A 20,726-nucleotide genomic window follows, 5' to 3' on the forward strand; every position below is an offset into this window, starting at 1 on the left:
TGGGGTCAGGCCAGAAAAGCAAAGACCTCACGCGATTGCATCTCGAGGGACTTGCGCATCTTGCCAAAGGCCGCGGCCTCAAGCTGGCGGACCCGCTCTTTGCTGAGGCTGAGTTCGTCGCCAAGGCTTTCCAAAGTACGCGCAGGATCCCGCAGTTTACGTTCGCGCACGATGAATTGCTCACGCTCGGACAGGCCCTGCATTGCCGCCAGCAACCAGTTCCGCAGCTGCGCCGTGTCATGCTCTTCCTCGACACGCTCCGCCGCCTGCGCGCTTTCATCAGCCAGTGCTTCGATCCACTCGCGGCCCTCATCCTCGGCGCTCTGCGTGGCGTTCAGCGAATAGTCCGAGCCCGACAGACGGCCTTCCATCATCTCGACGTCATGCAACGGCACGCCGATTTCGGTCGAAATCATCTGGCGCAGCTGGTGCTTATCCAACGTCTCGCCCATGGCCGTGGCCTCACGCTCCAACCGAGCCTGCACGCGGCGCATGTTGAAGAACAACGATTTCTGAGAAGAGGTCGACCCTGTCCGCACCATCGACCAGTTGCGCATCACATGGTCCTGAATGCTCGCCTTGATCCACCAAACCGCATAGGTCGAGAAACGCACGCCGCGGTCGGGGTCAAATTTGTCGGCGGCCTTCATCAGGCCCAGACCGGCCTCTTGGATCAGATCGTTCATCGGCGCGCCGTAGCGCTTAAACTTGCCGGCCATCGAAATAGCCAGACGCATGTAGGCGGTGATCAAACGGTGCAACGCGGCCTCATCCCGGTGATCGCGCCAGGCATAGGCCAATTCCAACTCCGTTTCGGCATCGAGCAATTCGGCCTTCATTGCGGTGCGGGTGAGTGAAAATTCGCGAGCGGTTTGCAATGACATTTGGTATCCCCCTTGAGAAATGCGCGGCGCACCTTGTGATGGGCCTTTGGTGGAGATACGCAGAGACATGCCATTTGGTTCAAATATTTGGTGAGAAGATGTTGCCTAGAACTACCTTTGCCCTAGGCGGGGCGGCCTCGGGCAAGTCGGAATGGGCAGAGGCCCTCGTAAATTCCAGTGGCATGACAAAGACTTACCTCGCCACCGGTCGCATCTGGGATGACGAAGTTCAAGAACGCGTGAACAAGCATCAAGCAAGGCGCGATGCGGGGTGGCGCACCGTCGAATGCCCGCTAGATCTGACCGAACCGCTGGCGAAACTGCCCGCCGGCGAAATCGTGCTGATCGACTGCGCAACCATGTGGCTGAGCAATCACCTGATGGAAGGCAGCGATCTGGAGGCCGCGCAGGCGCAGCTTTTGCAGGCCCTGCGGGGCTGCGCCGCGCATTGGATCGTGGTCTCGAACGAGGTCGGCCAAGGCATCGTGCCCGAGAACGCCATGGCCCGCCAGTTCCGCGAGGCGCAGGGGCGGCTCAACATCGCCTTGGCCGCCGAGGCGGATACGGTGGTGCAGGTCGTCGTCGGCCTGCCGCAACTGCTGAAAGGGGAGATGCCATGACCATTTGGCACTGGGTGCGCCACGGCCCGACCCATGAGAAGAACTTCGTCGGCTGGCGCGATGTCCCGGCGGACCTTTCCGATGCGCCCCGTCTTGCGCGGTTGAATCTGCATCTGCCGGATGAGGCGCTGCTCGTCTCCTCGGACCTGATCCGCGCTGTGCATACGGCCGATGCGCTCGCCCAGCCCTCCCGCCGCCGCCTGCCCCATGAGCAAGAGCTGCGCGAGTTGCATTTCGGCGCTTGGGACGGGCTGCATTTCTCCGAAGTCGCCGCGCGTGACCCGGACCTCAGCCGCGCCTATTGGGAGACCCCCGGCGATGTCATGGCCCCCGAGGGCGAAAGCTGGAACCAGACCAAGGCGCGCGTCGACCGAGTTGTGGCACGGATCAACGCGGCCCACCCCAATGCCCATGTGATCGCCGTGGCCCATTTCGGCGTGATCCTCACGCAGGTGCAGCAAGCCCAAGGCGGCGGCCCGCTAGAGGCGATGGCCCATAAGATCGACAACCTCTCGGTGACGCATCTGTCCCACGACAACGGCCAATGGCGGGTTGAAGGGATCAATCATACGCCCTGACCCACAGTGCCGTTAACCATTCCTAAACCCGTTTTGCCTACCGATTAACCATAGCAAGACGGAGCAGGGGTAATGGTATCGCGGGCCTATACGGTCGCATTTCAAGGGGTCGACGCGCGCATCGTCGAGGTGCAATGCGCGGTCACCGCCGGGCTGCCAGGCTTTTCGATCGTCGGACTGGCGGACAAGGCCGTGTCGGAAGCCCGCGACCGGGTGCGCACGGCGCTCAGCGCCTTGGCCATCGCGCTGCCGTCCAAACGCATCACCGTCAATCTCTCCCCCGCCGACCTGCCCAAGGAAGGCAGCCATTTCGACCTGCCCATCGCGCTGGCGCTGCTCTCGGCCCTCGATATCCTGCCGGATGACATCACCCAGAATGTAGTGGCCTTGGGGGAGCTTTCGCTCGACGGGACACTGATGCCCGTGGTCGGCGCCCTGCCCGCCGCCATGGCCGCCGCCGCCGAGGACCGCAGCTTGCTCTGCCCCGCAGGGTCGGGGGCGGAGGCCGCGTGGGTGGGCAAGACACAGGTCATCGCCGCCGCCAATCTGGGCGACGTGGTGCGCCACTACACCGGGCAGGTGCCGATCGCCCCCGCCGAGCCGGGCGAGGTGCCCCTCGCATTGGCGGGTCGCGACCTGCGCGAGGTCAAAGGCCAAGAACGCGCCAAACGCGCGTTGGAGATCGCCGCGGCCGGGCGGCATCACCTGATGCTGGTCGGCACGCCGGGGTCGGGCAAATCCATGCTGGCCGCGCGGCTGCCCGGCATCCTGCCGCCGCTGACGGCAGGTGAAGCGCTTGAGACCTCGATGATCCACTCCCTCGCCGGGCTGCTCGACGAGGGTGGCATTTCCCGCAGCCGCCCTTTCCGCGAGCCGCATCACACGGCCTCCATGGCTGCGATCATCGGCGGCGGTCGGCAGGCGCGTCCGGGGGAGGCATCTCTGGCCCATAACGGCGTGCTGTTCATGGATGAGTTCCCCGAGTTCAACCGCACCGTCCTCGAAACCCTGCGCCAACCGATCGAGACCGGCGAGGTCATGATCGCGCGCGCCAATGCCCATGTGAAATACCCCTGCCGCTTTATGCTCGTCGCGGCGGCAAACCCCTGCAAATGCGGCTACCTGCCCGACCCGGCCCGCGCCTGCGCCCGTGTCCCGGCTTGCGGGGAAGACTATCTCGGGCGTATCTCCGGCCCGCTGATGGACCGGTTCGATCTGCGCGTCGACGTGCCGCCCGTCAGCTACAGCGACCTCAACCTGCCCGCCAACGGCGAGACCTCGGCCAAGGTCGCGGCAAGGGTCGCCGCCGCGCGGGCGCTTCAATCCACGCGCTACGCGCCGCATGACGGGATTTCGGCCAATGCTGATGCGGCGGGTGACCTGCTCGAAACCGTCGTCAGCCCGGATGCCGAAGCGCGCACGCTGCTTCTGCGCGCAGCAGAACGGTTTTCCTTGTCGGCGCGCGGGTATCACCGGGTCATGCGTGTCGCGCGCACCATCGCCGACCTTGCGGGGGAACCCGAGGTCCGCCGCCCCCATATGGCCGAGGCGATCAGTTTTCGCCTGCCCGATCCGACGGCAGGGCATTGATCCAATCGGCGAGGGCCGCGAGGCTCTGCCGCGCCTCGGGCAGGTGGTTCTGAAACAGCGGCCAGACATGCGGTAGGTCATGGACCTCCTGCAAGGTGGCCGACACGCCCGCTTCGCGCAGACGGGCCGCCAATCGGCGGCTGTCATCACGCAGGATTTCGCTGTCACTTACGGTGAGCCAGACGGGCGGTGCGCCTTTGAAATCAGCGAGAATGGGACTCGCCCGGGGGCTCTCCGCATCCTGCCCCTGAAGATAGAGCCGCGCCATTTCCGTCGCGCGGGCGGCGGGCAACAACACGTCGCTTTCGGCATTCTGAGTGAAACTCGGGCCTGAAAACGTCAGGTCCAACAAGGGGGAAAGCCCAAAGGCGCCAGCAGGCAGCGCCACCCCCTCGCGGCAAAGCTGCGCCAAAAGATCGAAAACCAGCGCGCCGCCCGCGCTGTCGCCGCCAATCACGATATCCCCCGCGGCGATGCCCATTTGACACAGCGCATCCCACGCCGCGCGGATGTCTTGCGCAGGTTTGGGAAAGGCCGCCTCGGGCACGCGCGCATAGCGCGGCAGCACCGCCCGCGCGCCAGTCAGCAGAGATAGGCGCGCGACCATCGCCCGGTGCGTCTCCGGGCTGCCAAACACGAACCCGCCGCCATGAACGTAGAGGATCACACGCCCTTGCGAGGCCTGCGGCGGCGTAAGCCAAAGCGCCGATCCCGCCCCCGGCAGATCACGCCATTCCGCATGCACCTCGCGCGGCCCTTTGAAAAAGAGCCGCGCCTGCATCTCCATCGTGGCCCGCAGGAACTGCGGGTTTGCATGCGCCAGCAAAGGTTTCTCTGTCAGACGCAGGTAGCGGTTCAGAAGATGCTGGCGCAGGCTCACCCGCGCTTGGCCTCAATCGCCTCCCAGATTTTTCCGGCGATATTCTCGCCATCGAACCGTTCCAGCTCTTGAATGCCGGTGGGAGAGGTCACGTTGATCTCGGTCAGATAGTCACCGATCACATCGATCCCGACAAAGATCTGGCCCTTTTCTTTAAGCAATGGCCCGATGGCGGCACAGATCTCCAGATCGCGCTCGGTCAGCCCGACCTTCTCAGGCCGCCCGCCGACATGCATGTTCGATCGCGTCTCGCCCTCCGCCGGGACGCGGTTGATCGCGCCCACGGGCTCCCCGTCCACAAGAATGACGCGCTTGTCACCCTTGGACACGGCAGGCAGGAATTTCTGAACGATGAGCGGCTCACGCGAGAAACCGGTGAACAATTCATGCAGGGAGGTGAGGTTGCGGTCATTGGCGTCCAGCCGGAACACACCGGCCCCGCCATTGCCGTAAAGCGGTTTCAGAATTACATCGCCATGCTTCGCCTTGAAGGCCTTGATGGTCGAAAGATCACGCGCAATCGTGGTGGGCGGCGTCAGATCGGGGAAGTCGAGAACCAGAAGTTTTTCGGGGTAATTGCGGACCCAAAAAGGGTCGTTGACCACCAAGGTGGTTTCTTTCAGCCGGTCCAGCAGGTGGGTCGAGGTGATGTAATGCATGTCGAAAGGCGGGTCTTGGCGCAGCCAGACCACGTCGAAATCCGCCAAATCGACCTCGCGCTCTTCTCCGAACCGGGCATGATCGCCCTGCACGCGCTGCACGGTAAAGTCATAGCCCCGCGCGGTGATCCGCCCCTCTTGGTACGCCAGATGGTCGGGCGTGTAGAAGAACAGCTCATGCCCCCGCGCCTGCGCCTCTTCGGCCAGCCGAAAGCTGCTGTCGGCATTGATGTTCACGTCCCCGATCGGGTCCATTTGAAAGGCGATTTTCATCGGCGTCCCCCGCTGCTTACCTTTGTCGTGATCCGACCCGGACCGACGGTGCAGGCTTCTGGGATCGCTTCTTAGATGGCGCAGCAGGGGCCTATGCGCAATGGGTCAGCCGTGGCCAAAGGCGTTTTCGATGATTTCGGTGGCCCCCTGCCCATCGACAAGCGCCACGTCAAAGCGCACCTCGGTCAGGCTTCCTGCAGGTTCGCCAGCAAGAAATTCCTCGGCGGAGCGGTAGATGCGCTGCATCTGTCGGGCAGAAAGGCTTTCGGCGGCCCGTGCGAAACTACGGCTTTGTTTCACCTCGACAAAGATCAAGGCAGCCCCATCGCGCAGGATCAAATCAATTTCACCAGCGCGGCCCCGCCAACGGCGGCGGGCGATGGCAAAACCGCGCCTTTCATAGTCTTGCGCGATGCGGTTCTCGGCGGCGATCCCGGCATGATAGGCCATGCGCCCCCGTTGGCGCTTGGTCGCAGTTCGTATCCCCGTATCACCCTGCGCCATTTTCATTGCTCCGATCCGCGTTCTAACCTTTGCCGAGCGCCAATGCCGCTTGATAGACCTGCCGCCGTGGCAGGCCATGGGCCTGCGCCACCAAATCGACAGCGTCACGCATCGACATTTCTGTAAGCGCCCGTTGCAAATCTGTTTCTAGGTCAAGGTGATTAACAGAGTCTGAACGGCTGCGATCGATCAGCACGACCACTTCGCCTTTCGGAGCCTTCGCTTGATAAAGCTCGGCGAGGTTTTCTAGGGTACCCCGCTGAATCTCTTCGAATTTCTTGGTCAACTCCCGGCACATTGCCGCTTTACGCCCCGCGCCCAGTGCGGTTGCCGCATCGCGCAGCATGGCGCCGAGCCGTTTGGGCGATTCGTAGAAAACTAGTGTCCCCGGCACGTCGCGCAGCTTTTCCAGCGCCGCGATGCGTGCCGATTTACTATTGGGCAGGAAGCCCGCAAAGAAAAATGCATCCGTCGGCAGGGCGCCCAAGGCCAGCGCGGTCAGCACGGCCGATGGTCCCGGCGCGCAGGTCTGCATCACGCCCGCTTCGGCTGCGGCGCGGCTTAATTCAAACCCCGGATCGGCGATCAGCGGCATGCCCGCCTCCGACGCATAGGCGACAGATTTGCCCTCGCGGATGGCCGCGATCAGCCGCTCTTGCACCGATGTGCCGCTGTGATCGTGCAGCGCCAGCACCTTGCGCCCATCAAGCGGCACCCCATGAATTTCCATCAGCCGCCGCAGGCTGCGCGTGTCCTCTGCCGCCAGCAAATCCGCCGAGGCCAGCGTGTCGAGCGCGCGCAGCGTGATATCGCGTGCGGTGCCGATGGGGACGCCCACGAAATAAAGTCCCGGGGCTAGCTCTGTCTTGTCAAATTTCAACGCTGGACCCGCCTTTCGCAGTCACTATGATCGCGGCCATGTTCCGGCGACCATCGTCGTCTTGCCACCACCGGGGAGTGAATACAAATGATTGCCTGTTTCCGCGCCATCCGCAAGAAGATGCACCTGCTTTTGCTGCCGCTCTTCGCGGTCCTGCTGGCGGCCTGTCAGCCTGTCGCCACGGGCGGCGCCAATTCCGGCGGCCCGCGCATTGACCCTGCGGCCCCCGTCCCCGTGGCGCTCTTGGTCCCGCGGGGCGGCACGGCCGGTGATGAGTTGCTGGCCAAGAACCTCGAAAACGCCGCGCGTCTTGCGATGCGCGATCTGGACGGCGTTCAGATCGACCTGCGCGTTTATGGCACCGCAGGCAATGCCAGCACAGCCGCATCCGTCGCTGCGCAGGCGGTGAATGAAGGGGCCAAGATCATCCTCGGCCCGGTTTACGGCGAAGCGGCCAATGCGGCTGGGGTGGCCGTGGCCTCCTCCGGGGTCAATGTGATCTCCTTCTCGAACAACCCGACCATCGCGGGCGGCAATGTCTTCGTGCTCGGGCCGACCTTTGCCAATACCGCCAACCGGTTGGTGAGCTTTGCCAAGCGCAATGGCAAAGACAAAATCGTCGTGCTGCATGGTCAGGACCTTGCCGGACAGTTGGGCCGTGACGCGATCGTTCAAGCGATCAGCGCCAATGGCGCGACGCTGGCAGGCACCGTCGATTACGCGCTGAGCCAAGAGTCGGTCGTGGCCGCCGTGCCGCGCGTCAAAGCAACCGTCGAAGGCAGCGGCGCCAATGCGCTCTTCCTCACCACCTCCTCGGCCAGTGCTCTGCCGCTCTTCGCGCAGCTTCTGCCCGAGGCGGGCATTCAATCGGCCACCACGCAATATGTCGGCCTGACCCGGTGGGACATCCCCGCCCAAACGCTGGAACTGCCCGGCGTTCAGGGCGGCTGGTTTGCCCTGCCCGACACGGCGGCGAGCGGTGCCTTCTCGAACCACTACACCGCGGCCTATGGCAGTGATCCGCACCCTCTGGCCGGGCTGGCCTTTGACGGGATCGCGGCAATCGGCTCCTTGGTGAAGGGCGGCAAATCCAACGCGCTTTCCGGGGCCGCGCTGACCCAAGGGGCGGGTTTCCAAGGCGCCAGCGGCATCTTCCGCCTGCGCCGCGACGGCACCAACGAACGCGCCTTGGCCGTGGCCACGATCCGCGACAACCGCGTCGTCGTGCTCGACCCGGCACCGCGCGGCTTTGGCGGGGCTGGTTTCTGAATTGGACCTCGCGAAACCGACAACAACATCAGGCGCGCGTCGACACCCGCGCCTGATTTGCGCGCCCGAGCAAATCTTTGACGACACGGCCATCTGGCAGGCCCTCGCCCAGCGCGACAGCACGTTGGAGGGCGCGGCCCTCAGGGCCGAGATCGTTCCCCTGATCCAAGAAGCCCAGCAGGCGGGCCGCAAAGCCATCGCGGCGGGCTTTGCTGAATCGCCCTTCGATGCGCGGGCGATGACCTCTTCTTACACCTATCTCACCGACCAACTGCTGCGCTGCGTCTTGCAGATTGCCACGCAGGTGCTGCACCCCAACCCGAACCCGACCGAGGGTGAACGGCTCGCCATGATTGGCGTCGGCGGCTATGGCCGGGGAGAGATGGCGCCCTTTTCCGATGTCGATCTGCTGTTCCTCATTCCCTACAAGGCCACCGCATGGTCGGAGAGCGTGATCGAATCGATGCTCTACATCCTGTGGGATTTGAAGCTGAAGGTCGGCCACGCCACGCGCACCATCGAAGACTGCCTGCGGCTGGGGGCGGATGATTTCACCATTCAGACCGCCCTGCTGGAAAACCGTTTCATCGACGGCGATGTGTCCCTTGCGCAAGAGCTTTCCGAACGGCTCAAGAACGAACTTTTCTCAGGCGCGGGAAAGGATTTCATCGAAGCGAAACTGGAAGAGCGCGACAACCGCCACCTGAAACAGGGTGAACGCTATATGGTCGAGCCCAACGTCAAGGAAGGTAAGGGCGGGCTGCGCGATCTGCATTCGTTGTTCTGGATCGCCAAATTCATCCATGACGTGGATCGGGTCGCGGATCTGGTCGATCTCGGCGTGTTCCGCGCCGATGAATACGACACCTTCCGCGAGGCCGAGGCTTTTCTCTGGGCCGTGCGGGGGCACCTCCACCTGATTGCCGGGCGCGCGACGGAACAGCTGACCTTCGACATGCAGGTGCAGGTCGCCCAAGCGATGGGCTATCAGGACATCGGCGGTCGGCGGGGCGTCGAGATCTTCATGCAGGCCTATTTCCGCCATGCCACCGCGGTGGGGGATCTGACGCGCATCTTCGTCAGCGGGCTCGAAGCGTCCCATATGAAGGCCGAACCGCTGCTGGAACGCATCTTCCGCCGCCGCCCGAAAATCCGCGAGGGGTTTCAGGTGGTCCACAACCGCATCGCGGTGAAGGACGACGAAGAGTTTCTACAAGACAAGCTGAACCTGTTGCGCATCTTCGAAGAAGCGCTGCGCACGGGCATGTTGATCCACCCCGATGCGATGCGCTTGATCAAGGCTAACCTCGCGCTGATCGACGATGATATGCGCCGCACCCCCGAAGCCCGGCGCATCTTCCTCGACCTGTTGTTGAAACACGGCAACCCCGAACGCTCCCTGCGGCGGATGAACGAATTGGGCGTCTTGGGCGCCTTCATCCCTGAGTTCGAGCCGATCGTCGCGATGATGCAGTTCAACATGTATCATTCCTACACGGTGGACGAACACACCATCCAATGTATCGCCAACCTCGCCCGGATCGAGAAGGGCGAGCTGGAAGAGGAACTGCCCGTTGCCTCCTCGATCCTGAAACGCGGGGTGAACCGCAAGGTGCTCTATGTGGCCCTGCTGCTGCATGACATCGGCAAGGGGCGGCCCGAGGACCATTCCATCATCGGTGCGAAACTGGCGCGGCGCATCGGACCGCGGCTGGGGCTGAAACGCGATGAGGTCGACACGGTGGAATGGCTGGTGCGCTATCACCTGCTGATGTCCGACATGGCGCAGAAACGCGACATCGCCGATCCGCGCACGGTGCGCGACTTTGCCAAGGCGGTACAGACGGTCAAACGGCTCGACCTGCTTTGCGTGTTGACGGTCTGCGACATTCGTGGCGTCGGGCCGAATACGTGGAACAATTGGAAAGCGGTGCTGATCCGCGCGCTCTATCGCCAGACCGAGCGGGCGCTGGAAACCGGGCTCGAAGACCTCAACCGCGAAAACCGAGGCGCGGAGGCCAAGAAAGCCCTGCGCGCCGCGCTCTCCGATTGGCCGCGCAAACATTTGCAACGCGAGACGGCCCGCCACTATCCGCCCTATTGGCAGGGTCTGCATGTCACCGCCCATGTCGCCTTTGCGGAACTGCTGCGCGATATCGGCAACGACGATATCCGTATCGACCTGCACCCGGACGAAGATCGCGGTGCGACGCGGGCCTGTTTCGTCATGGCCGATCACCCCGGCATCTTCGCCCGGCTCGCCGGGGCGCTGGCGCTGGTCGGCGCGAATGTGGTGGATGCGCGCAGCTACACCACGAAGGACGGTTTCGTCACCGACGCTTTCTGGATTCAGGACAGCGAGGATCAGCCCTATGAGGCCAGCCGCCTGCCGCGTCTGCGCGAGATGATCCTCAAGACCCTGCGCGGTGAGATCGTCGCCCGTGACGCACTGAAATCCCGCGATAAGGTGAAAAAACGCGAACGCGCCTTCAAGGTGCCCACGCATATCACCTTCGACAACGAAGGCTCCGAGATCTACACGATCATCGAGGTCGACACCCGCGACCGGCCGGGTCTGCTCTATGATCTGACGCGCACCTTGGCAGCCTCCAACGTCTATATCGCCAATGCGGTGATTGCGACCTATGGCGAACAGGTGGTCGATACCTTCTACGTCAAGGATATGTTCGGCCTGAAATACTATACCGAGGCCAAACAGCGCACCTTGGAGAAACGCCTGCGCGAAGCGATTGCCGCAGGGGTTGAGCGGGCCGAGGGTTAAGTTCCCCCGCGCCCCGCTCGACCGGCGAATTTTCGCCACCCCGATGTTTGGCCGCTTTGCTTTGCGCGCCAGATCCTCAAAATCCTTTCAACCCGCCGCTGAGACGGGTTTCCATGAATGAGGGACATATGAGCGTGACACGCGCCGCACTGCCGAACCGGGGCCTGATGGCCCTCTGCGCCACACTTCTTCTCACGGCAGCCTGCGCCAAAGCGCCTGACATCCCGCAGACCTACGATCTCGGCGGCATCGATCCCCAGCGTCATTTCATGGCCGTGCAGACCGCCAAAGACATGCGCGCCAAGGGCCAGCGCGTTTGGTGCGTGCCCTTCGCCCGCAATGTCAGCGGCATCCAGATTCGCGGCAATGCTGAGACATGGTGGGGCAAGGCCAAGGGGCTTTACCCGCGCGGCGATGATCCCGTCGTCGGTGCCGTGATGGCCTTCAGCGCCACCCGCTCCATGCCGATGGGTCATATCGCTGTGGTTTCCGACATCGTCTCACCCCGCGAAATCCGGGTGGATCACGCCAATTGGAAGCGCAACGAGGTTTCGCTCAAAATGGCGGTGATCGACGTCTCCGACGACAACGACTGGTCCGCCGTGCGCTTGGAAAGCCAGCCGGGCGCCTTTGGCAGCACCTATCCGATCAATGGGTTCATCTACCCCACGGGGGGATAAGCGCCGCCTTGCCACGGCGGGCGGCGGGGCATTTCCTGCCGCTCACCGCGATTGCACCGGGTGAACGCCCGCGCTAGGGATCACCGCAGCGCAATTTAAGGCTCCTCCGATGAAACCTATCCGTCTTATGTCCGGCTTTTTCACTGTCGGGGTCTGGACCCTGCTAAGCCGCGTGCTCGGCTTCCTGCGCGAAGTGCTGCTGCTGTCGCTCATTGGCCCCGGCCCGGTCATGGACGCTTTCGTCGCCGCGTTCCGCCTGCCCAATATGTTCCGCCGCTTCTTTGCCGAGGGCGCGTTCAACGCGGCCTTCGTGCCGATGTTTGCCAAAAAGCTGGAGGGCGAGGAAGGCGCCGGGACATTCGCCCGCGATGCGTTTAACGGCCTATCGTTGGTGGTGCTGGCGCTGACCGCTTTGGGCATGATTTTCATGCCCGGCTTGGTTTGGCTAACCGCCGAAGGCTTCGTCGGTGACCCGCGCTTCGACATGACGGTCGCCTTTGGCCGCATCGCTTTTCCCTATATCCTCTGCATGTCTCTGTCGGCGCTGTTCTCGGGCATCCTCAACGCCACCGGACGCTTTGCCGTGGCCGCCGCAGCGCCGGTGCTGCTAAACATCTTCGTCATCGCCGCCATGACCTTCGCCGCGCTCACCGGGGGCGAAGTGGCGCTTTGGCTGATCTGGTCGATCCCGGTCGCCGGTGTGGCACAGCTGGCGCTGACATGGCGCGCCGCGGCCCAAGCGGGTTTCCCGCTGCGCCCCTCCCGCCCGCGCTGGACCCCCGACATGCGCGCGATGATCGTCATTGCCTTGCCCGCCGCGCTGGCCTCGGGCGTGATGCAGATCAACCTCGTGGTCGGGCAATTGGTGGCGAGCCAATATGACAAGGCCGTCTCATGGCTCTTCGCCGCCGACCGCCTCTATCAACTTCCCTTGGGCGTGGTGGGCATCGCCGTGGGCATCGTGCTGCTGCCCGACCTGTCGCGCCGCCTGCGGGCCGGAGACGACGAAGGCGCGCAAACCGCGCTCAGCCGCGCCGCCGAGATTTCGCTGGCACTGACGATCCCCTCCTCGGTCGCGCTGATCGTGATCCCCTTCGCACTGGTCACCGTGCTGTTCGAGCGCGGCGCCTCGGGCGTCGATGACACCGCCGCGATTGCCACCGCGGTGATGGTTTACGGCCTCGGCCTGCCCTCCTTCGTGCTGCAAAAAATCCTGCAACCGGTCTATTTCGCCCGCGAAGACACCCGCCGCCCCTTCCATTTCGCCGTGATCGCCATGGTGGTGAACGCGGCGCTCGCCATCGGCCTTGCCCCCTTCATCGGCTGGATCGCCCCGGCGGTCGCCACGACGCTGGCAGGCTGGACGATGTTTGCCTGCCTCGCGATCGGCGCACGGCGCTTTGGCGATGCGGTAAAGTTCGACGCGCGCTTCCACAAACGCATCTGGCGCGTCCTCATTGCCTCGGCCGCCATGGGCGTCGCGCTTTGGCTGGGCAATGCGGCGCTGCAACCGATGCTCGGCCTGCCGTGGTGGCGCGGGCTGGCGCTGGTGTTGCTGCTCGTGATCGCTGCGGTCAACTACTTCGGCGTCGGCCAGCTGATCGGCGCATTCCGCCTGTCCGAGTTCAAATCGGCAATGCGGCGCGGTTAACGGTGCTGCAACCGCGCCCGCAGTCGCGCCCATTCCCCGGGCGCGACCAGAAAGCTCAGCCCGAAACCACAGATGAACCCGGCGAGCTCCGCCACCCAGAGAAAGCCAGTCTCGAAAAACATACCCCAGAACAGCTGGAGCCCCATCAGCAGCGCGATCAGCGTAAAGGCCTGATACTGCGGCCCGCCCGAGCCCAGCAACCGCCGCCACATCACGAAACTATAGCCGCCGATCAGCCCGTAAACATTGGGATAGGCCCCGGCGAGCCAAACCGGATCGTTCAATAGCGCGCCGTAAACCAACGCCCCGCCAATGCCCGACAGCACGAAGATCACCAGAAAGGCCAGTTGCCCCATCGCCTCGGCCACCATCTTGCCCAGAGCCAATAGCAGCACCACGGCAAAGAGCGCATGGGTAAAGCCCAGATGGATGAAGGGGTAAGTCACCACCCGCCAGATATGTTCGATCGGGTACTGGCCTGCGCCAAGCATCGCGTCAAAGATCAGCCCCGAAAAACCAAAGTCGCGCACCAGCGCCAGCCGCCAGCCCACGGCAGCGGGGCCGCCCACCAGCCCGGCCTCGGCCAGAGAGAGCACCACCTCGACCCCGGCGATGGCCAGAAACAGAATGACAACCGCGGGCGGCAGCGGGTTCACGGGGGGCTGGAGGTCTGGGTCTTGCATGGGCGCTCCTTGACGGGGTTCGCGGCCAGAAGTAAGCCTGCCGCGCAAGACTTTCCAGCCCAGAGGTGCCTCCAGATGTCCGAGACCCAATTCACCCCGCGCGTGTTTTCCGGCATTCAGCCCTCGGGCGACCTGCATCTGGGCAACTACCTCGGCGCGCTGAAACGTTTCGCCGATGCGCAGGAAAAAGGCGTGCAATCGATCTACTGCATGGTGGACCTGCACGCGATCACGGTCTGGCAAGACCCGACGGACCTGAAGAAAAGCACCCGCGAGCTCTGCGCCGGCTTCATCGCCTCGGGCATCGACCCTGAAAAATCCATCCTGATCAACCAAAGCCAAGTGCCTGAGCACGCGCAACTGGCTTGGGTCTTCAACTGCGTCGCGCGCATGGGCTGGATGGGCCGCATGACCCAGTGGAAGGACAAGGCCGGAAAAAACGCCGAAGCCGCCTCGCTGGGCCTTTTCGCCTACCCCGCGCTGATGGCCGCCGACATCCTGATCTACCACGCCACCCATGTGCCGGTGGGCGAGGACCAGAAACAGCACTTAGAGCTGACCCGCGACATCGCCGCGAAGTTCAACCACGACTACGGCGTCGATTTCTTCCCGCTCACCGAACCGGTGATCGAAGGCGCGGCCACCCGCGTCATGTCCCTGCGCGACGGCTCCAAGAAGATGTCGAAGTCCGACCCCTCGCCCGCGAGCCGCATCAACCTGACCGACGATGCCGACACGATCGCCAAGAAGTTCCGCAAGGCCAAGACCGACCCCGACGCCCTCCCGTCCGAGGCCGAGGGGCTGAAGGACCGCCCCGAGGCGCGCAACCTCGTGAACATCTACGCCGCCCTCAGCGACCGCACCGTCGATCAGGTGTTGGCGGAGGTCGGCGGCCAGCAATTCGGCACCTTCAAACCTGCGCTGGCGGAGCTGGCCGTCTCCAGAATGGGCCCGATCACCGCCGAAATGCAGCGCCTGATGGCCGACCCGGCCGAGATCGACCGCATCCTCGCCCGCGGTGCGGAACAAGCGCGCGAGATCACCGCCCCGATCCTCAAACGCACCTATGAGATCGTCGGCATGGTGGACTAACCACCAAAACCCCTAGCGCCCCCCAAAGGCGCTAGGGCCACCCCAAGCCCCCCGCTTTCCACCCAAAGCGCACCCTTCCCCCCCCTTCATCCTTTCTCAAATACCAAATCCCGCACCCACCTCACGCGCCACCGCCCGCGTGAGCCCCCGCGCCATGGACAATCCCGCCGCCCTACGCCACCTTCCCCGCAAGGATGAAGGGGAGCACAAGATGACCACAGGTTTTTTCTGGGACGAACGCTGCTTTTGGCACGCAGGGGGCAACTACGTCTTTACCATGCCGGTGGGCGGGCTGGTGCAGCCCCTCGCCGCCGGGGGCCTGCCGGAAAACCCCGAGACCAAGCGCCGGATGAAGAACCTGATGGAGGTGACGGGGCTCTTCGCCGAACTCGACACCCGCAGCGCTGCCCCCGCCAGCCGTGAGGCCTTGGCGCGGGTGCATCCCGAAACCTATCTTGATGACTTCAAGCGCCTCTCGGATGCGGGGGGCGGTGAGCTGGGCCATGCGGTGCCCTTCGCCTGTGGCGGCTATGAACTGGCGGCGCTCTCTGCCGGGCTGTCCCTCGCCGCCGTCGATGCCGTGGCGCGGGGCGAGCTACAGAATGCCTATGCCCTCAGCCGCCCACCGGGGCACCACTGCCTGCCGGATCTGCCCAACGGTTTCTGCCTTCTCGCCAATATCGCCATCGCCATCGAGGCCGCGCTGGCCAAGGGGCTGGCAAAGCGCGTCGTCGTGCTGGATTGGGACGTGCACCACGGCAACGGGACCGAGGCGATCTATTATGACCGCGATGACGTGCTGACCATCTCGCTCCACCAAGAAGGGAATTACCCCATCGACACGGGCGGCCTGACGGAGCGCGGACGCGGGGCGGGCGAAGGCTATAACATTAACCTGCCGATGCACGCAGGCTCGGGCCATACCGCCTACCTTCATGCGATGGACCGCGTGGTGATCCCGGCGATCGAGGCTTTCGCCCCCGACATAATCATCGTCGCCTGCGGCTATGACGCGGCGATCATCGACCCGCTGGCGCGAATGCAGGCCACCGCCGAAACCTTTGCCGAGATGACCAAACGCATCCGCAGCACCGCCGAGCGGCTTTGCGATGGCAAGCTGGTGCTGGTGCATGAGGGCGGCTATTCCGAGGCCTATGTCCCCTTCTGCGGTCATGCCACGATCGCCGCGCTGAGCGGCAGCGCGATTGACGCGCCGGACCCGATGGCGCGGTCGCTGAATGCGCGCCAACCCTCGCCCGCCTTTGATGCCTTTCTCCGCCAGTCGATTGACGATATGGCGCAGCAACTGGACCTGTAAGAGACCCCGATGCCCGTAGCTGACCCTTCCGCCCTCGCCTTTTTGCAAAACCGCCGCTCGCGCCCGGCCAAGACACTGGGCCTGCCGGTGCCCGATGCCGAGGCCCTGCGCCCGCTTCTCACCGCCGCTGCGCGCACGCCGGATCATGGCAAGTTGGAGCCTTGGCGTTTCGTGGTCATCCACCGTGCCGCGATGGCGCGTTTGGCCGAGGTGGTCGAGACACGCGGCGCGGCGCTTGGCCTTGGGGCCGAGGACATTGCCAAGGGGCGTGGCCAGTTCGATCAGGGCAACCTCGCCGTGGCCGTGATCGAGGTGCAAAAGCCCTCTCCCAAAATTCCGCCGCTGGAGCAGACCTATTCCGCCGGGGCGGTTTGCCTCGCGCTTCTGAATGCCGCCCTCGCCGCAGGCTGGGGCGCCAATTGGCTGAGCGGTTGGCCCGCCCATGACCGGGGCTTTATGGAAGAGGGTTTGGCCCTCGCCCCGCATGAGCGCATTGCGGGCATCATTCACATTGGCACCGAAACCACCGCGCCGCCGGAGCGTCCGCGCCCGGACATCGACGGGATCACCACATGGCTGTAAGCGCGATCCTCAGGTCATTCACCCGCGCGCTTGGCCAATTGGGCGATGCGCGCTTTCGCAAGGTGGTGCTTTTGGGCGTGGGCCTGTCGCTGGCGCTGCTGATCGCGGCCACGGCGGGCTTTGCCTATCTGGTGGATTGGGTCACCCCCGAAGACGCTTGGCTGCCCGTGCTGGGCGAGGTCAACTGGCTCGACGATCTGCTGAGTTGGAGCGCGCTGATCCTGCTCATGGTGCTCTCGGTCTTTTTGATGGTGCCCGTGGCCTCGGCGATCACCTCGATGTTTCTCGATGAGGTGGCCGATGCGGTGGAAGAGGTGCACTACCCCCATCTGCCCCCCGCGAACCAAGTCAGCATGGGCGACGCCATCCGCGACACGGTCAATTTCATGGGCGTGCTGGTGGGGGCGAACCTGCTGGCGCTGGTGCTTTATCTGCTCTTCGCCCCAGCGGCGCTGTTCATCTTCTGGGGGCTGAACGGGTTTCTGCTGGGGCGGGAGTATTTCACCCTCGCCGCGCTGCGCCGCCACGGGCGGGACGAGACCAAGCGCCTGCGTCGCCGCCATGCGGGCACGATCTGGATGGCAGGGGTGTTGATGGCGGTGCCGCTTTCGGTGCCGCTGCTGAACCTGCTGATCCCGATCCTAGGGGCGGCGACCTTTACCCACCTGTACCATGCGTTGGTGCCGCATTCGGATGCAGCCAACCTTCGATATCCGCCACGCTAATCCAGCCCGACAGGATGATTGTGGCGCTGATCGCCCAGATGATCGCAGCGACCAGCGTGGTCCACAGCGCCTTGCGCCCCAGATGATGCTGTTCTGGCGCGCCCGCATGGGTGCCCGGCACCACCTCACCCGCGTCGCCTTGGGTTTGCACGCGGATCGGCAGGGCGATCATGAAGGTCATCGACCAGATGACGGCAAAGAGGACGAGCCCCGAAACGATCCCCATGATCAGACCTCCTCAAGCTCGACGAGCGCGCCGTTGAAATCCTTGGGGTGCAGGAACAGCACCGGCTTGCCATGGGCGCCTATCTTCGGCTCGCCCGCGCCCAGGACCCGTGCGCCGGTGGATTTCAGATGGTCCCGCGCCGCGATGATGTCCTCGACCTCATAGCAGATGTGGTGGATGCCGCCTGCGGGGTTCTTTTCCAGAAAGCCGTTGATCGGGCTGTCTTCGCCCAAGGGGTGCAGCAATTCGATCTTGGTGTTCGGAAGCTCGATAAAGATCACTGTGACCCCGTGGTCAGGTTCGGCCTGCGGCGCGCCGACCTTGGCACCAAGCGCGTGGCGATACTGATCCGCCGCCGCTTCGAGATCCGGCACGGCGATGGCCACATGGTTAAGACGTCCGATCATCCTGAATGCTCCTCGTGATTTGCCAGCTTTATGCCCGTCACCCCGGTAAACAACAATGCGTCACGTTAACGCGTCATTAGCCAACGCGGCGTAACGATGGCGCAGCAGTTGTTGATGGAGGCGATGATGGACGATACCGACCCCTTTGAAAGACCGACCCTCACCCCCACGGCGGAGCGGCCTCTGCTGGGCCTTACCGTTCTGGTGGTGGAAGACAGCCGTTTCGCCTGTGAGGCGATGCGCCTGCTCTGCCTGCGCTCCGGCGCGCGGATCAGACGGGCGGATTGCCTGCGCTCGGCCCGGCGGCATTTGCAGGTTTACCGCCCTACCGTGGCTCTCGTCGACCTTGGCCTGCCCGACGGCAGCGGGTTGGACCTGATTGCCGAACTTGTTCACAGCACACCACGGGTCGAGGCGATCATCGCCATTTCCGGCGACAGCCATATGGAGCCTGACGCCCGTGCGGCGGGGGTGGATGGCTTCCTGTCCAAGCCGATCACCTCGCTGTCCTCCTTTCAGCAAGCCATCCTCGCCGCGCTGTCCGACGACCGCCGCCCCCGGGGGCCGCGCATCCTGCCGGATGAGGATGTGACCCCGGACCGGATCGGTTTCCAAGATGACATTGCCCATATCGCTGACGTGCTGGGGGATGCGCCCGACAATCAAACGCTGGATTACGTCGCGCAATTCCTGTGCGGGGTGGCCCGTTCGGCCAATGACCAACGTTTGGAAGAAGCCGCCCGCGCCTTGGCCCATAAACGCGCCCTCGGCCAACCCGCGGGGCCTGAGACCGCAGCCATCACCGGGATGATCCGGCACCGCCTTACTGAAAGGCTGGCGATCTAGCCTGACGGGTTAAAGCGTCGGATCCCTGGCCACCCGGACAAGGCGGGTCAGATCGCCAAGCCGCTCTTTTTGCTGCCCCTGCCCGTCGAAATTGCCGGGGGCAAGCCAAACCTCGAACGCCTCTTTCAGCGCGGGCCATTCCGTGTCGATCGCGGCGAACCAAGCCGTGTCGCGGTTGCGCCCCTTGACGATGGTCGCCTGCCGAAAGACACCCTCGTAACTCAGCCCCAGACGCTGCGCCGCGCGGCGCGACGGACGGTTGAGCGCGTCGCACTTCCACTCGAATCTGCGATAGCCCGCCTCGAAGGCCCATTGCATCATCAGGAATATCGCCTCGGTCGCCGCCGGGGTGCGCTGAAGCGCGGGGCTGAAGTTGATATGGCCCACTTCGATGCTGCCCGCCTCGGGCTTGATCCGCAGGAAGCTCGCCACGCCCAGCCATTGGTCCCGCGCGCGGTCTTTCACCGCCATGAAATAGGGATCGGCCTTTCCCGCATTGTCGCGCACCCAACGGTGGTACTGCGCCGCCGACGAGAATGGCCCGTAGGGCAGATAATCCCAAACGTGATCCTCCCCCAGATAGGCGGGATAGAGCAGCGCCGCGTGTTTCTCGGCCGACAGCGGTTCCAACACTACATGACGGCCGGTGAGCACGTCACCCCCCGGGCGCGGCGGCTTGGACCAATTCTCAACAAGGGGCCCAACGGGGCGCGGGTCAGATTTACTGTTCATGGAAAAGTTATGCACCGGCGTTTTCGAGCCGCCAAGCTGAATAAACTTGAAATAATCGCATCAGACCCCAGTCTTGGCCTCCAAGCTACACATTGATGCCACAATCAGCCTTCAGCATCGTCGCAACCGCAAAGGCCCGGGAGGGTGAGATGAGCCAGCACATCAAGGACAGCGCGACACCCGCAAAGCCGGTCGATTGGATCGTTGTGGGCGCGAATGCGCTTGGACTGGTGGTCGTCGCCTTGGCCGCATTTCACGCGCAAACCGGCGGGCTGTTCCAAGAGGTTGCCAGCCAAGCGGCGCAGGGCACGGTCTTCTAAGGCGGGAACCTGCCGGTGGCTGCGGCGTTAGCCACAGGTAACACCAAAGGATTTCCCCATGCCCTCCATCTATGACGCGATCAAAGAAGATCATGATGAACACCGCGCCCTGTTGAACACCATTGCCGACACCGAAGGCGACAGCGCCGAGCGCCGCAAAGCTTGGGACCGTTTTTACCATGACGTGAAATCCCACGCCGCCGCCGAGGAAGAGACCTTTTATTCCACGCTGATGTCCGAGACATGGGGCCAAGATCACGCCCGCCATTCGGTGCATGAGCACCAGCAGCTTGACGACATCATGGAGGAATTGCGCGAAACCGATATGTCCTCTTCGGCTTGGCTGACTCGTTTCAAGCAGCTCAAGCACGATTACGAGCATCACATGGATGAGGAAGAAGACGAGCTTTTTACCCGCGCGAAAAAGGTTATCGGCGAGGAACAGAACGATGCCTTCGGCGACAAGTTCCTGAAGCGTAAGGAAAAGGAAGCCAAACTCATCGAGGAAAAGCGCGAAGACAGCCTTGAGGATTGACCCAAGCCGC

Annotated in this window: 23 protein-coding genes; 14 read left to right on the plus strand and 9 right to left on the minus strand. The window is 63.8% G+C overall.

Translation table 11 applies throughout. The features are described from left to right. Positions 1-5 precede the first annotated feature (5 nt). Positions 6-884, minus strand: coding sequence for an RNA polymerase factor sigma-32 (locus ACGYLA_RS09220; protein WP_067265311.1), 879 nt, complete (start codon positions 882-884; stop codon positions 6-8). A 98-nt stretch (positions 885-982) separates the two neighbouring features. On the opposite strand from ACGYLA_RS09220, the gene cobU reads away from it, so the two are divergent. From cobU to ACGYLA_RS09235, 3 genes are all read left to right on the plus strand, one after another. Beyond that, positions 983-1,504, plus strand: coding sequence for a bifunctional adenosylcobinamide kinase/adenosylcobinamide-phosphate guanylyltransferase (gene cobU, locus ACGYLA_RS09225; RefSeq protein ID WP_394432038.1), 522 nt, complete (start codon positions 983-985; stop codon positions 1,502-1,504). After that, positions 1,501-2,082, plus strand: coding sequence for a histidine phosphatase family protein (locus ACGYLA_RS09230; protein ID WP_394432040.1), 582 nt, complete (start codon positions 1,501-1,503; stop codon positions 2,080-2,082). Before cobU ends, ACGYLA_RS09230 begins: the two co-directional genes overlap by 4 nt. Positions 2,083-2,154: 72 nt before the next feature. Next, entirely contained in the window at positions 2,155-3,672 is a 1,518-nt protein-coding gene (locus ACGYLA_RS09235) for a YifB family Mg chelatase-like AAA ATPase (RefSeq protein WP_394432042.1), read from the plus strand. Here the strand turns inward: ACGYLA_RS09235 and ACGYLA_RS09240 are convergent. From ACGYLA_RS09240 to rsmI, 4 genes are all read right to left on the minus strand, one after another. Then, a complete protein-coding gene (locus ACGYLA_RS09240; RefSeq protein WP_394432044.1) occupies positions 3,635-4,552 on the minus strand; it encodes an alpha/beta hydrolase in 918 nt (305 codons plus the stop codon). The two genes, ACGYLA_RS09235 and ACGYLA_RS09240, sit on opposite strands and share 38 nt — an antisense overlap. After that, positions 4,549-5,484 carry a glutathione synthase gene (gene gshB / locus ACGYLA_RS09245; RefSeq protein WP_209217012.1) on the minus strand — a complete coding sequence of 312 codons (936 nt, stop codon included), beginning with the start codon at positions 5,482-5,484 and terminating at the stop codon, positions 4,549-4,551. Before gshB ends, ACGYLA_RS09240 begins: the two co-directional genes overlap by 4 nt. 105 nt (positions 5,485-5,589) lie before the next feature. Further along, positions 5,590-5,988, minus strand: a complete 399-nt coding sequence (locus ACGYLA_RS09250; protein WP_209217011.1) for a YraN family protein — start codon at positions 5,986-5,988, stop codon at positions 5,590-5,592. Between the two features lie 22 nt (positions 5,989-6,010). Continuing rightward, complete coding sequence (gene rsmI / locus ACGYLA_RS09255; protein ID WP_394432047.1) at positions 6,011-6,868, minus strand: 16S rRNA (cytidine(1402)-2'-O)-methyltransferase; 858 nt, start codon at positions 6,866-6,868, stop codon at positions 6,011-6,013. 87 nt (positions 6,869-6,955) lie between these two features. Between rsmI and ACGYLA_RS09260 the strand changes: the two genes are divergently transcribed. From ACGYLA_RS09260 to murJ, 4 genes are all read left to right on the plus strand, one after another. After that, positions 6,956-8,137, plus strand: coding sequence for a penicillin-binding protein activator (locus ACGYLA_RS09260; RefSeq protein WP_394432049.1), 1,182 nt, complete (start codon positions 6,956-6,958; stop codon positions 8,135-8,137). Position 8,138: 1 nt separating this feature from the next. Further along, positions 8,139-10,919, plus strand: a complete 2,781-nt coding sequence (locus ACGYLA_RS09265; protein WP_394432051.1) for a [protein-PII] uridylyltransferase — start codon at positions 8,139-8,141, stop codon at positions 10,917-10,919. A gap of 128 nt (positions 10,920-11,047) precedes the next feature. After that, positions 11,048-11,599 (plus strand): CHAP domain-containing protein, encoded by a 552-nt coding sequence (locus ACGYLA_RS09270; RefSeq protein ID WP_394432053.1) that lies wholly within the window; start codon positions 11,048-11,050, stop codon positions 11,597-11,599. 109 nt (positions 11,600-11,708) lie between these two features. Continuing rightward, positions 11,709-13,250 carry a murein biosynthesis integral membrane protein MurJ gene (gene murJ / locus ACGYLA_RS09275; protein WP_394432055.1) on the plus strand — a complete coding sequence of 514 codons (1,542 nt, stop codon included), beginning with the start codon at positions 11,709-11,711 and terminating at the stop codon, positions 13,248-13,250. On the opposite strand, the gene ACGYLA_RS09280 is transcribed toward murJ, so the two are convergent. After that, complete coding sequence (locus ACGYLA_RS09280) at positions 13,247-13,933, minus strand: rhomboid family intramembrane serine protease (protein WP_394432057.1); 687 nt, start codon at positions 13,931-13,933, stop codon at positions 13,247-13,249. The genes murJ and ACGYLA_RS09280 overlap by 4 nt on opposite strands. Positions 13,934-14,008: 75 nt before the next feature. On the opposite strand from ACGYLA_RS09280, the gene trpS reads away from it, so the two are divergent. The 4 genes from trpS to ACGYLA_RS09300 all read left to right on the plus strand — a co-directional run bounded on the left by trpS (position 14,009) and on the right by ACGYLA_RS09300 (position 17,650). After that, entirely contained in the window at positions 14,009-15,025 is a 1,017-nt protein-coding gene (trpS, locus tag ACGYLA_RS09285; RefSeq protein WP_394432059.1) for a tryptophan--tRNA ligase, read from the plus strand. Positions 15,026-15,236: 211 nt separating this feature from the next. Beyond that, complete coding sequence (locus tag ACGYLA_RS09290) at positions 15,237-16,343, plus strand: class II histone deacetylase (RefSeq protein WP_394432061.1); 1,107 nt, start codon at positions 15,237-15,239, stop codon at positions 16,341-16,343. 9 nt (positions 16,344-16,352) lie between these two features. Then, entirely contained in the window at positions 16,353-16,925 is a 573-nt protein-coding gene (locus ACGYLA_RS09295) for a nitroreductase family protein (protein WP_394432063.1), read from the plus strand. After that, positions 16,916-17,650 carry an EI24 domain-containing protein gene (locus tag ACGYLA_RS09300; RefSeq protein ID WP_394432065.1) on the plus strand — a complete coding sequence of 245 codons (735 nt, stop codon included), beginning with the start codon at positions 16,916-16,918 and terminating at the stop codon, positions 17,648-17,650. Before ACGYLA_RS09295 ends, ACGYLA_RS09300 begins: the two co-directional genes overlap by 10 nt. Here the strand turns inward: ACGYLA_RS09300 and ACGYLA_RS09305 are convergent. Further along, positions 17,583-17,876 carry a DUF1467 family protein gene (locus tag ACGYLA_RS09305; protein WP_271692366.1) on the minus strand — a complete coding sequence of 98 codons (294 nt, stop codon included), beginning with the start codon at positions 17,874-17,876 and terminating at the stop codon, positions 17,583-17,585. The genes ACGYLA_RS09300 and ACGYLA_RS09305 overlap by 68 nt on opposite strands. Before the next feature lie 2 nt (positions 17,877-17,878). Continuing rightward, entirely contained in the window at positions 17,879-18,283 is a 405-nt protein-coding gene (gene mce / locus ACGYLA_RS09310) for a methylmalonyl-CoA epimerase (RefSeq protein WP_394432068.1), read from the minus strand. Between the two features lie 126 nt (positions 18,284-18,409). On the opposite strand from mce, the gene ACGYLA_RS09315 reads away from it, so the two are divergent. Further along, positions 18,410-19,129 carry a response regulator gene (locus ACGYLA_RS09315; protein WP_394432095.1) on the plus strand — a complete coding sequence of 240 codons (720 nt, stop codon included), beginning with the start codon at positions 18,410-18,412 and terminating at the stop codon, positions 19,127-19,129. Between the two features lie 9 nt (positions 19,130-19,138). Here the strand turns inward: ACGYLA_RS09315 and ACGYLA_RS09320 are convergent, their stop codons facing one another. Then, positions 19,139-19,861, minus strand: coding sequence for a GNAT family N-acetyltransferase (locus ACGYLA_RS09320; RefSeq protein WP_394412634.1), 723 nt, complete (start codon positions 19,859-19,861; stop codon positions 19,139-19,141). A 149-nt stretch (positions 19,862-20,010) separates the two neighbouring features. Between ACGYLA_RS09320 and ACGYLA_RS09325 the strand changes: the two genes are divergently transcribed. Continuing rightward, positions 20,011-20,181, plus strand: a complete 171-nt coding sequence (locus ACGYLA_RS09325; protein WP_394432070.1) for a hypothetical protein — start codon at positions 20,011-20,013, stop codon at positions 20,179-20,181. A gap of 58 nt (positions 20,182-20,239) precedes the next feature. Then, complete coding sequence (locus ACGYLA_RS09330) at positions 20,240-20,716, plus strand: hemerythrin domain-containing protein (RefSeq protein ID WP_067261510.1); 477 nt, start codon at positions 20,240-20,242, stop codon at positions 20,714-20,716. Positions 20,717-20,726: the final 10 nt, after the last annotated feature.

Source organism: Sulfitobacter sp. 1A13679, assembly GCF_043557115.1.
Classification (GTDB): Bacteria; Pseudomonadota; Alphaproteobacteria; order Rhodobacterales; family Rhodobacteraceae; genus Sulfitobacter; species Sulfitobacter faviae.